11 protein-coding genes are annotated in these 13016 nt (G+C 26.4%); 9 read left to right on the top strand and 2 right to left on the bottom strand.

The genetic code is table 11. The features are described 5' to 3' along the window. Positions 1-134 precede the first annotated feature (134 nt). Positions 135-983 (top strand): DUF5718 family protein, encoded by an 849-nt coding sequence (locus FDK22_RS13885; protein ID WP_138153589.1) that lies wholly within the window; start codon positions 135-137, stop codon positions 981-983. A 322-nt stretch (positions 984-1305) separates the two neighbouring features. On the opposite strand, the gene FDK22_RS13880 is transcribed toward FDK22_RS13885, so the two are convergent. Further along, positions 1306-1620, bottom strand: coding sequence for a hypothetical protein (locus FDK22_RS13880; protein WP_138153588.1), 315 nt, complete (start codon positions 1618-1620; stop codon positions 1306-1308). Positions 1621-1864: 244 nt separating this feature from the next. On the opposite strand from FDK22_RS13880, the gene FDK22_RS13875 reads away from it, so the two are divergent. Together FDK22_RS13875 and FDK22_RS13870 are read left to right on the top strand one after the other, a co-directional pair. Then, positions 1865-3100 carry an MFS transporter gene (locus tag FDK22_RS13875; protein ID WP_138153587.1) on the top strand — a complete coding sequence of 412 codons (1236 nt, stop codon included), beginning with the start codon at positions 1865-1867 and terminating at the stop codon, positions 3098-3100. 78 nt (positions 3101-3178) lie between these two features. Next, the gene (locus FDK22_RS13870; RefSeq protein ID WP_138153586.1) at positions 3179-5434 is read left to right on the top strand and encodes a methyl-accepting chemotaxis protein; all 2256 of its coding nucleotides are present in this window, start codon (positions 3179-3181) and stop codon (positions 5432-5434) included. Positions 5435-5460: 26 nt separating this feature from the next. On the opposite strand, the gene FDK22_RS13865 is transcribed toward FDK22_RS13870, so the two are convergent. Further along, positions 5461-6024 carry a flavin reductase family protein gene (locus FDK22_RS13865; protein ID WP_138153585.1) on the bottom strand — a complete coding sequence of 188 codons (564 nt, stop codon included), beginning with the start codon at positions 6022-6024 and terminating at the stop codon, positions 5461-5463. A gap of 116 nt (positions 6025-6140) precedes the next feature. Between FDK22_RS13865 and FDK22_RS13860 the strand changes: the two genes are divergently transcribed. Genes FDK22_RS13860 through FDK22_RS13835 form a run of 6 tightly spaced genes read left to right on the top strand, consistent with a single transcriptional unit; the run spans position 6141 to position 12760 of the window. Next, entirely contained in the window at positions 6141-7430 is a 1290-nt protein-coding gene (locus FDK22_RS13860) for a M20/M25/M40 family metallo-hydrolase (protein WP_138153584.1), read from the top strand. 9 nt (positions 7431-7439) lie between these two features. Further along, the gene (locus tag FDK22_RS13855; protein WP_138153583.1) at positions 7440-8525 is read left to right on the top strand and encodes an ABC transporter permease; all 1086 of its coding nucleotides are present in this window, start codon (positions 7440-7442) and stop codon (positions 8523-8525) included. Between the two features lies 1 nt (position 8526). Further along, a complete protein-coding gene (locus tag FDK22_RS13850; RefSeq protein WP_138153582.1) occupies positions 8527-9270 on the top strand; it encodes an ABC transporter ATP-binding protein in 744 nt (247 codons plus the stop codon). After that, positions 9260-10204: an MlaD family protein gene (locus tag FDK22_RS13845; protein WP_138153581.1), complete on the top strand. Its 945-nt coding sequence runs from the start codon at positions 9260-9262 to the stop codon at positions 10202-10204. The genes FDK22_RS13850 and FDK22_RS13845 overlap by 11 nt, the downstream gene beginning before the upstream one ends. Continuing rightward, positions 10204-10803, top strand: a complete 600-nt coding sequence (locus FDK22_RS13840; RefSeq protein WP_138153580.1) for an ABC-type transport auxiliary lipoprotein family protein — start codon at positions 10204-10206, stop codon at positions 10801-10803. The genes FDK22_RS13845 and FDK22_RS13840 overlap by 1 nt, the downstream gene beginning before the upstream one ends. A 46-nt stretch (positions 10804-10849) precedes the next feature. Further along, positions 10850-12760, top strand: coding sequence for a sensor histidine kinase (locus FDK22_RS13835; protein WP_138153579.1), 1911 nt, complete (start codon positions 10850-10852; stop codon positions 12758-12760). Positions 12761-13016: the final 256 nt, after the last annotated feature.

Below are 13016 nucleotides of genomic sequence, written 5' to 3'. Positions count from 1 at the left end.
AGAGTCATTTTACACGCGAACGATAGATAAAAATCAAACTTTCAAAATGTAAACCTCAAAAAAATCCTCACAATTTTAAATAATCACAAACAAAAAAAATTCACTGTTAAAACAAAAAAAATAAAGGTAATAAAATGGAAAAAATATATATAGATATAGAAGAATTAAAAGATTATTTAGGGTTTGGTGTTGCAGGAAACTTTGCAAATCATTTGGGAGAAGCTGGAGAAGCTGATGAATTTGCAGTTATTCAAACAAAAGAAAAAGATGCTCCAAAGGGTATGTTTCCCTTCTATATTCCAGGTCATGATTCATTTTTAGGTACATTTCCAATATGTGATGAGACTATTAAAACCCATGGAAGAGAAAAGGATAATTTACAAGTTGAAGCTGAAGTTGCATTAATTTGTGACTTTGTTTATAAAGATGAAAAAATTGTAGATATTATTCCAAAATATTTTTCAGCTTTTAATGATTTTTCAATAAGAATACAAGATGGAAATAAATTAAGTACTAAAAAAAACTGGGGAAATAATACAAAAGGTATCTCAAGGGATGCAATTAAGATTGATAATTTCACCGAAGAAGGTATCTTAAATAGGTACCATATAGCTTCATTTATAAGAAGAAATGGGATAGTACATGATTATGGTACTACTTCAGCTGTTAATTCCTATTCATACTTCTTTAAACAATTAAAAGATTGGATGATAGAAAAATTAAATACACAAGAAGATGCTGGGCCATTAGAAGAGTTAACGCAATTTACGAAAAATGCAAAAGATGCTAAAGGCTTATTAATTGCAGCAGGTGCAACAGCCTATGCAGAATTTGGGAAAAAACACTTTTTAGAAAAAGATGATGAGATCTTTGTATACATTTATGATGCACACTTTCATTCATTTGATGATATGTATAATGATATGTGTGGGATGGATACTTTTTTAAGTAGATGCTCAAAACTTCATCAAATTGTAAAGTAAGGTTCATGCCTTACTTACAATGATAAAATATCTTATCATTTTGAAATAATTAGTCTTTAATTTTTTAAAGCCATTAATTTTTTGAAATAACTAAAATTTAAAATACTCTTTCACTTTGATAAAACATTTTGAATAAATCATAAAACTAGCCCATAATTGACTTAGATAAAGAATTTTTTCTCTTTTTAATTACGATATATCAATTTGAAATAAATATAACTAAAATATTTTAATTTCTAAATAAGAAAAAAGGGTATTCTTGTTTCATTTTGTTTTATCATTTTGAAAAACCATAAAAATGAATATTATAAAATATTTGAGTTTAAGCTGATTGAGCCATAATAAAGTCTTTATATTGTTTTGCAGTGTTATAACTAATTTCTGCTGTTTTAGCTACATTATATATAGTAATTTTTTTATTTTCAAATCTTAACATATTAACAGCATTTGTTATTGCTGTTCTACTTCTTTTTCTTTTTACATTATTAGCTTTTTTTGTTGCTTTTATTTTTTTTGGAGTACATGATAAAATTGATTTTTTAAACTCCTCATTAAACCTATTATATAACATTGTATCATTTTGAACTAATATTTTTTGAATAGCCTCAAACTCAGCTTCTGTAATTGTGATTCGCATTTATCTCCTCTGTAATGTTTTTTGGAGGAGGATTATACATAAATAAACTTAAAATTAATTCAAATTGTTATAACAATATGAAATAAAATTTTATTTAAAAAAACCACTACTAATAGATACTTTTTTTAAGTAAATATTCAAACTTAAAAGAATTATTGAATAAAAATAATAGAGTTTAATCTCTATTGTTTTATAATACGAAAATTTATTACTAAATTAAATATTTTCTACAATGAGTAACAATATGAGTTTAAAAAAAATTATCTTCCCTATTTCATCTATGTTTTTTGCAATTGCTTTTTTAGCAATTGGTTATGGAATGATACTTACATTTATAGGTGTATATTTAAAAGAAATGGGCATTAGTAGTTCAATAATTGGACTTATTAATGGCTCTTTTTTTCTAGGTGCAGTTTTATCATCAATTTTTAGTCAAAAAATCATCTCAACTGTTGGTCATATTAGAAGTTTTGCTGCCTTTACTTCACTTATGGTAATAACATTTTTAATACACTCTTTATTTTTTGATGTTACTTTATGGATAGTTCTTAGAATTATCTCTGGGTTTTCTTTTTATGCACTTTTAATAATAATAGAAAGCTGGCTAAATGAAAAAAGTAATGAGGAAGATAGAAGTAAAATCTTAGCAATTTATACAATAATCTTTTATCTTTCAACAGCAATTGGACAATTGTTTTTAAATATTGATGAAGATTTTAAACAATCTATTTTTACTATTGGTTCTGTATTAGTTCTAGTTTCAGTTATCTTTATATCTCTAACAAAAATAAAAGAGCCTATTTTAAAACCCTTTGAAAGATATAGTTTTCCAAAAATATATTCAGTAGTTCCACTTGCTACGGTTGGGAGTTTTATTAGTGGATACTTTGTAGGTGGTTTTTTTGCAATGCTACCTGTATATATTCTATTAAAAAGTGATTCAGTTGAAACAGTATCATTTTTTATGATAATAGGATTAATAGGAGGATTAATTTCTCAATGGCCAATTGGTTTACTATCAGATAAATATGGAAGAAGAAAATTAATATCTATAACAGCATTTATTACAGCCATTACTTCAATTTTATTTATACTTTTTTCTCAAACTAATGAGTATTTAAATATTTTAGGATTTTTATTAGGTCTTACTATTTTTGCTATGTATCCATTATCAGTTGCAAGGGCAAATGACGTAGTTGATGAAAATAAAGATGTTATTGAGATTAGTAGAACCCTACTTTTTACCTATGGTATTGGTTCTTTTGTTGCACCATTACTAATTGGTTTTGGAATAAGTTATTTCAATCCAAACTTTTTATTTATAAGCTATACAATACTTGGATTATTTTTAAGTTTTTATGCTTTAACAAAAGACAAAATTCCACATGAGGAACTTAGTGTCTTTGTAAATATGCCTGTTGCGTCAGGGGCTGAATTACCAGAAATGGATCCAAGACAAGATGAAAGTTTTGATAACTAGTTAAAAAATAATACCCTTCTAATACTTTTTTATTATATAATAAAGAAAAATAATAAAAAAAGGGGAGGCGAGGGAAACATGAAAAATTCTAGTTTTGGTAATAAGTTATTACTTAGGGTACTAGGTGCAACTATTGTTGTATTTGCTTTAACTATGTTTATATTAGAAAAATACTCTTATGAAACAACACAAAAAGGTGCAGAAACTTACCTTAATGAAGTTTCAAGTAATTATGCATCAAAAGTTCAAGGTGATGTTAATTTATCAATAAGTTTAGTAAAAACAATATGGGCTAAATTTCAAGAAGCTATAAATCACAATACAATCCTTAAAGAAAAAGAATCAATTGAAATGTTCAAATCTATGCTGAAAGACAATGAACAATTACTTGGTATATGGTGGTCTACAAAAGAAGCTAATATTTTATATGAAACAAACGTAAATGATGGTAAACATCCAAAAAACTGGTATGCAAAAGATGGAAGTTTCTCTCCATATATAACAAGAGGAAAAGATGGTATTATAATTGAGTCTGGATCATCATATAATGAGGAAAATGGTTGGATAAAAGGACCAAAAGAAGCTGGTAAACTTTTTATTACAAAACCTTATGTCTATCCTATTGCAGGAGTTGATACCCTAATGACAACAATTGCGATGCCTTTATATAAAGATGGTGAATTTGCTGGTGCAGTTGGAGCAGAGATTGATTTAAATAAATTTTTGCAAATGACAATAAAAACCAAAATATATGATAATGGATATTTTTTTATTGTTGATAATTATGGAATAATTTTAGGACACCCAGAAAAAGAAGTTGTTAATAAAGAACTTTTAGAAGTTTCTAAAAATGATCCTGATTATATCAAAGCTTTGAAAAAAGTGAAACAATTAAAACCATACTCTTTTGAAAAAAAATCTTTTGGAAATGGATTTGATTCACAATATGTTGTTAAACCTTTTAAGGTAGGTGAAGAGGGAACTAACTGGTCTATTTTTGTAAATGCTCCTAAAAATGAGTATTTAGCTGATGCAAACTTCATTAGAAATATTTCAATTATTTTCTCATTAGTTGGAATATTAATTATAGCTATTGTAGTTTACTTTTCAATAACAGTGTTAAAATCGAATCTTTCTTCTATTTCAAATGGAATAGAATCATTTTTTAGATTTTTAAATAAACAATCCTCTGATGTTGATACTATTAATATATCTTCAAATGATGAATTTGGACAAATGGCTAGAAGCATTAATGAAAATATAAATAAGATAAAAACTTCAATAATTGAAGATAATATGATTATTGAAGAGGTAAAAACTGTAGCCAATGAAGTAAGCCAAGGTTATTTGAGTAAAAGAATCAATAAAACAACATCTACTGATTCACTAAATGAATTAAAAGACTTACTTAACCAAATGCTAGATAATCTTCAATCAATTTTAGGAAAAGATTTAAATACTATAAGTAAAGTATTAGAAAGTTATTCAAAAAGAGACTTTACTGCTAAACTAGATAAATCTTCTTCAGGTAAAATTGGAAATGAAATATCTAATATGAATGATATGATTACAGAGATGCTTAGAACAAGCCATAATGATGGTATGCAGCTTCAAAATGATGCAAATGAATTAACATCAAATGTAAATACTTTATCAAATAATGCAACTTCTCAAGCTGCTTCTTTAGAAGAAACAGCGGCATCAATTGATGAAATTACAAGTAATATTGACAGTACAAGTCAAAAAGCACAAGAGATGCTTATTATCTCAAACGAGACTAGAAGTTCTGCTACAGAAGGTAAGAATTTAGCAACAAACACTGTAAATGCAATGGAAGATATTAATATTACAGTTATGAATATCAACGAAGCGATTTCAGTAATTGATCAAATTGCCTTCCAAACAAATATTTTATCATTAAATGCAGCTGTTGAAGCAGCAACTGCAGGAGAAGCAGGTAAAGGATTTGCTGTAGTTGCTCAAGAAGTAAGGAACCTTGCGGCAAGAAGTGCAGAAGCAGCCAAAGAGATTAAAGACTTAGTTGAAAATGCTACAACAAAAGCTGATAATGGTAAAAATATTAGTAATAAAATGATTGAAGGATTTAATGAATTAGAATTAAAAATTCATGACACAAGTAACCTTATAAGTGATGTAGCAAATGCGGCTAAAGAACAAAGTATAGGAATGAATCAGATAGCTGACGCTGTTGGTCAATTAGATAAATTTACACAAGAAAATGCAGCTATTGCTGAAGTAACAAATACTATTGCAATAAAAACTAACAACATAGCACAAAATGTTGTTAAAAAAGTATCTGAAAATAAATTTTAATAAAACTAAGAGATAAACTCTTAGTTTTATAAGTCTACCATTGCTTTAAAAAAAGCTCCACTTCTACCTACATTTTCAACATGAACATGATATCTTTCATCTAATCTACCATCCTCAATATATTGTTTTTTTACCTCTAATATAATTGGTGTAGTTTTCCCTGGAATATCAACTTTTTGATAAAACTCACAAAATAAAGCAGTTTGAGTTGAGCTTATCATTGGAGGAAAATCCTCTAAAGGTTTTTGAACATCTATTTGAAACTTTTCAATTTCACTCTCATTTTTATCAAGCATATTTGCACAAAGTTTTACATCTTCTGTGTTATCTTTATTTACAAAACAAATAGTTGCTTTTTTATTTTTCAAAATGTTATGTAAAGAATCTTTTGGAACGCCCTCTTCTTTTATACCAATAGAAACAATAACAACAGCAGGATTACTTGATAATGGTACAAAATATGAAAATGGAGCTGCATTAATCACACCATCATCTTCTGTTACAATCCATGCAATTGGTCTTGGTACAACTGTATCAGACATAATTTTATATCTATTTAAATCGTTTACATCTTTATAATCTATAATCATTTATCTTCCCTAAATTTTAATTTATTTATCTTAATATAATATTTTTTAACAAAGCTTAAAAATATAAGGAAATTTTTTATATTATTAGTTATAATAGTACCTAAAAAAGGCTATTTGTGAATAATGTTTTAGATATTTTCAAAGAAATCACAACTATTCCTAGATGTAGTGGGAACCATGAACCATTTATAAATTATATGAAAAATTTTGCTTCAAAAAATGAATATCTTTGTTTAGTTGATAAGTTTAATAATATTTTATGTAAAAAAGAGAATTCAAAAGCAAATTTATGTTTACAGAATCATTATGATATTGTTTGTTTAAGTGATAATTGTGTTCCTAAAATTGTTGAAGAGGAAAACTTTTTAAAGGCTGAAAACTCAACATTGGGAGCAGATAATGGAATTGGTTGTTCTTATATGCTTTCACTAATGACTCAAGGTTATGACTGTGAGTTTTTATTTACTAGTGATGAAGAGATAGGATTAATTGGAGCAAACAATTTGGAGCATAAATTAAATGCACAGTATATGTTAAATATTGATAGTGAAGCCGAAGGTGAAATCTGTATTGGTTGTGCTGGAGGAGTAGACTTTTTTGCAAAAAACTCTTCAAAACAAATTATTGAGAATAATGAAAATTATCAGCTTTATGAAGTAACAGTCTCTAACTTACCAGGTGGTCATAGTGGAGTTGATATCCACTTAAATGTACCAAATGGGATTAAATTAATTGCACAAACTATAAAAGAGAATAATGGTCTAATTCTTGACATAAATGGAGGTGAGAGAATCAACTCAATTCCAGTAAATGTAAAAGCAATTGTTGCATTTAAAAATGAACCAAAAATAATACCAAATGAAAATATTTGTATAAATAAAATTGATTCTAAAACTGAACATCTAAATGTTTGGTCAAGTGATATTTGTGATTTCATTTATACATTTGCAAATGGTGTAAGAGCATTTGATAAAGATTTAAATGTAGTATTAAACTCAATTAACTTAGCAAAAATAAAAACAAATATAGATGATATAGAGATTGAATTAAGTGGTCGTTCAATGTCAAATTCATATCTAGAACTATTAAAAAAAGAAACCATTTTGTTATTGGAGTCTTTTGGTTTTGAAGTAAAAACTGATGGAAAATATCCAGCATGGAAACCAGATGTAAATGAGTTTACAAATATGATTTTAGATATTTATAAAAAACACAATCCTAATGCATCCTTAGAAGCAATTCACGCAGGATTAGAGTGTGCGATATTTAAGGACAAGTTTCCACATATGAAAATTGCTTCAATTGGTCCAAATATATTTAACCCACACTCAACAAGAGAAAAAGTTGAAATCAAATCGATACTAAACATTGGTAAAATCGTAAAAGATATCGTTGACACTTTTTAAAGGACCCCATTGATAAATCAATTTACAGTTAAAGAAGATTGGGAATATGCAACACTAACACCTAAAATAAAAGAATTAGATGACTTTTTTAAAAAAAACATCGCTTCTCAAACTGTAAGTTTTGATTTTCAAAAACTTGGACAGATTGATTCATCAGGAATTATCTTACTAATAAAATATGTAATAATTTTTGAGAAAAACAATATAGAAGTTTTACTTGAAAACATCTCATCAAAACATAAAAAAATGTTTGATTTATACAAAAGTAATTATGTACATAAAGATGAGATTATCTCAAAAGAATCCCCATTTTTAGAAAAGATAGGGAAAGAGGTATTTGATTCCTCAAACTCTTTTAAAAACTTTTTATATTTTATAGGAAAATTAATAGTTTATATTTTTTATCTTTTAAAACATCCTTCTAAAATTAGATTCAAATCTATTGTTCATCAAATAGAGATTGCAGCTATTCCTATTTTACCAATTGTTGCTCTAGCCTTATTTTTAGTTGGATTTGTTACAGCATATCAAGGGGCAGAACAATTAAATAGATTTGGTGCAGCAATAATAGTTATTGAGATGTCTACAATGAGTATGTTTAGAGAGATTGCTCCTTTTTTAGCAGCTGTTATAATTGCAGGACGAAGTGCTTCATCATATACAGCTCAAATTGGAACAATGAAAATAACAGAAGAGATAAGTGCAATGCGAACAATGGGCTTTGATATTGATATATTTTTAATAATTCCTAGAATCATTGCCTTAATTATTGTTTTACCTTTAATAGTATTTTTTGCTGATATGGCTTCACTTATTGGTGAAATGGTTATAGTTAAAATTCATCTTGGTATCTCATATACTCAGTTTATAGAAAGAATTTATGAATATGTAGAGATTAGGCATATTTTACTTGGTATCTTAAAAGCTCCATTATTTGGTATTTTAATTGCTATTATTGGATGTTATAGAGGATTACAAGTTAAAAGTGGTACAGATATTGGAAAATATACCACAAAAGCCGTTGTTGATTCAATTTTTTGGTTAATTATAATCAATGCTATAATATCTTTACTTTCAATACAACTAGGGTTCTAAAATGATAAAAGTTAAAAATATTTCAACCTCATTTAAAGAAAAAATTGTTCATGATGACATCTCTTTTAATATAAAAAAAGGTGAAATATTTGGTATCCTAGGTGGTAGTGGTAGTGGTAAAACTGTAATGCTTCGACAAATAATTATGTTGGATGCCATACAAAAAGGTGATATTGAAATTTTTGGCAAAAACATAAAAAATTTAAATATGAATGATAGGGATAATATTAAAAAAAACTGGGGTGTTTTATTTCAATTTGGTGCATTATTTTCATCTTTAAATGTAATTGAAAATATTGGTATTATGTTAAAAGAAAACACAAATTTACCTAAAGATTTGATTGATGACATTGCCTATACAAAATTAAAAATGGTTGGTCTTGATTCAAGAGTTGGTAAACTTTATCCCCAAGAGTTAAGTGGGGGAATGAAAAAAAGAGTAGCCTTAGCTAGAAGTTTAGCTTTAGACCCTGAAATAGTATTTTTAGATGAGCCAACATCAGGATTAGATCCTGCTAGTGCAAAGGCTTTTGATACACTAATAGCACAACTTAGAGATATGTTAGGATTAACAGTTGTTATGATTACCCATGAATTAAATACTATAAAAAATGTTTTAGATAGGTTTTTAATCCTTTCAAATGGTAAACTATCAATGCTTGGAACCTATGAGGATGCATTAAATTCAAATGATGATACAATAAAAAAGTTTTTAAAACTTCAAAAGGATAAGTTTGGAAAATAAAGCTAAATACACAGTTGTTGGAATATTTGTTCTTACATTTACAATTTCAATGATACTTTTTATTCTTTGGCTTGCAAGATATGATGTTGAAGAATTAAATGCAAAAGAGTTTAGAATATATAGTGAAGCTTCTATTGCAGGCTTAAATAAAAACTCAATTGTTGAATACAAAGGTTTAGATATAGGTTTGGTTGATAATATTAGAATCAACCCTAAAAATGTTGAACAAATAGAGATTATATTAAAAATTACAAAACCTGAAATAATAAAAACAAACTCTTATGCAATAATTCAATCTCAAGGTGTTACAGGAAATAAACTTATAGAGATAGAGGGTGGGACTCATGATGCAAAACAAGTAGAAGTAAAAGAAAACTCATTTGCTGTTTTACCTTTAAAAAAATCTTTTATTGATAAACTTACTTCAAGTGCAGGAAATATAAGTTCACAAATTGAAGTGGTTTTAAAAAGATTTGAACTTCTACTTGATGATAAAAATATTGAAAATATTGAAAAACTTTTGGACAATTTAAATAAGTCATCGAATAACTTTAACCAGCTAATTACAAATTCAAATCAACTATTAAAAAATGATGTAAAAACAACAGTTAACAATGTTAATAAGATGACTAAATCTATTGATAATGTTGTAAAAAACGATGTATCTAAAACACTAAAAGAGATAGAAAAACTTTCTAAAAACTTAAGTTTATTGAGTAAAAATATTGATGAAGTATTGAAAAATGATGTAAAAGATTTAATTAGTGATTTTAGTAATACTGCAAAATCATCTCAAAGTATAGAGAAAGTATTAGGGGATTTAGAACAAACCATTGAAAAAATCGATTCTACAATTGAAAGTTTTAACTCAAATGGAGGAGATATGATTTTTAATACAAGAGAGAAAAACTTTGGACCGGGAGAATTAAAATAATGTTTAAACTTTTATCTATTTTATTTATTTCAATACTATTTACAGGGTGCTTTAGTATTACAAAAGAATTGCCAGCATACAAAACCTATAATCTTAACCCAGATATAAGTCAAGAAAAACAAGCTTTTTTTGATAAAAGTATTATGATTTTAGAACCAAGAACACTAGAAAGTTTAAATAGTAAGGCTATTAGTTACAAAAAAGATGGATTTATTAGTGATTCATATGTACTAAGTCGTTGGAGTGATAAGCCAACTAAACTTATACAACAAAGTATAGCTTCATACCTAAACTCAAAAAATAGATTTAAATATATCACAACTTCAAAGATAAAACTTGCAAGTGATTATACTTTACATAGTGAATTGTTTGAATTTAATCAAAGTATTGAAAACAAAAAATCATTTGCAAAACTATCAATAAGAGTTTATTTAATCAATAATAAGAATAAAAAAGTTGAATACAAAAACTTTAATTATAAAAAAGAAACTAAAACTATTGATGCCATTGGATTTGTTGAAACACAAAATAGCTTAGTTTCAACATTTTTAAAAGATTTAAATATTTTTATTTCCTCATCCCTTGAAAATGGTTTTTAATGAAAATATTGTATAATTGACTAAATTACTAAGAAATAAATACAATATGAATATAAAAAATGAAGATAAAATAATTAGGATCATTAAATATGCTCCCCCTATCTTAGCAATAATTATTTCTATTCTTCTATCAATATCTTTATACCTAAACAATGAAGTTAATTTTAAAAATCAAGAAAAATTTATTGAACAAGAATATATAAAAAACAACAAAGAAATTATAAAAAGCCAAGTTGATAGAATCTATCATCTAATTCAAAAAGAGCAACATTCCACCGAAAACAACTTGAAAACTTCTCTTAAAAATAGAGTTAATGAAGCCTACTCTATTGCAATGAATATCTATAATGAAAACAAAGAACTTGATAATAATATACTTAAAAAAATGATTTCAGATGCCTTAAGGGAGATTAGGTTTAACAATAAAAGAGGATATTTTTTTATTTATAACTTTGATCATGAATGTATTTTACTTCCTTTGGCAAAAGAACTAGAGGGGACAAGTTTCTATAATTATCAAGATGCAAATGGAGCATATGTAATAAGAAATATAATTGATATTGTAAAAACCCAAAAAGAAGGTTTTTATCAATGGAAATATTATAAACCTTCTGATAAGAAAAAACAATATAAGAAACTAGGATTTAATAAACACTTTGAACCTTTTAATTGGGTTATTGGTACTGGTGAATATATAGAAGATTTTGAAAATGACCAAAAAGCAAAAATACTAAACTTTATTAGTGATTTAAAATATCCAAACAATGGATATATTTTTGCCCTTGACTATAATGGAAACTATTTAACTCACATAAAAAAAGATATTATTGGTTTAAATTCCCTTGAAGCTAAAGATACAAGAACTAATCAAACTATTATTGATGCTATTAATACTTCAAAAAATAATGGAAGTGGATATATAACTTATATACAAAATAAAAAGCCTGGGATAGATATGCCTATGAAAAAAACAAGTTATGTAAGGGGATTTGATAAATGGGATATGTTAATAGGAAAAGGGTTTTATGAAGATGATGTAAAACAAAGAGTAGAAAAAGAGAAAAACTTATTAAAAGAAAAGTTTCACGAAGATTTAGAACAAATTTTTTTAATAACAATTATCTTCTCTTTAGTATTACTTATACTTTCTATAAATCTTTCAAGAGTTTTAAAAAACAAATTTGATAGTTATAAAAAAGAGATTAATGATAAACTTGAATATATTACCAAACAAAATGAAACCTTAGCTCATCAATCAAAAATGGCTGCAATTGGCTCAATGATAAATAATATAGCCCATCAATGGAGACAGCCACTTTCAATGATACTTAGTACTTCTACAGGAATAGAACTAAAAAAAGAGATTGGAGTTTTAAGTGATGATGACTTTAAAAAAAGTATTAAACATATCAATGATGCAACAAGATATTTATCTAATACAATTGAAGATTTTAGAACTTATTTCTCAAAAAATAAAGAAAAAATAGAATTTTCCATAAAAGATGTTATTGAAGCCACATTAAATATAGTTAACCCTCAACTGATATATAAAAATATTATAGTTAAAAACAACACAAAAGATTTTCAAACCTATGGATTAAAAAATGAACTTATTCAAGTTGTTATAAATCTTATAAATAATGCTAAAGATGAATTAGAAAAAATAGACCAAGAAGAGAAATATATCTTTATAGACTCATATATTGAAAATCAAGAGATAATACTAACTATTCTAGATAATGCAGGAGGTGTGCCTAAAGAGATTATCGAACACATTTTTGAGCCATATTTTACAACTAAACACCAATCCCAAGGTACAGGAATTGGACTTTATATGACAGAAGAGATTATCACAAAACATTTAAATGGTTCAATTGATATAAAGAACCATGAATACTATTACAACGATAAAAAATTCTTAGGGGCTAAGGTTACAATAAAATTAATCCTAGTTTAAATGAGAAGTTGCGTAACTATGATAGCTTGTTCCTATTATTTTAATGATTCTCATTCTTTTTAATAATCTCATATTTGATATAATCATTGAAATTTAAAATTTATAAAAGGACTTGGGAATGGGAAAAATCACAGAACAAGATATAATACAAAGTATAGCAGACGCATGTCAATATATATCTTTTTATCACCCTGAAGATTTTGTTAAAGGGATGGTAGAAGCATATGAAAAAGAACAAAGTGAATCAGCAAAAAAT

It is taken from the genome of Arcobacter arenosus (assembly GCF_005771535.1).
GTDB classification, from domain to species: domain Bacteria; phylum Campylobacterota; class Campylobacteria; order Campylobacterales; family Arcobacteraceae; genus Halarcobacter; species Halarcobacter arenosus.
This window is presented reverse-complemented; position numbering and strand designations above follow the sequence as displayed.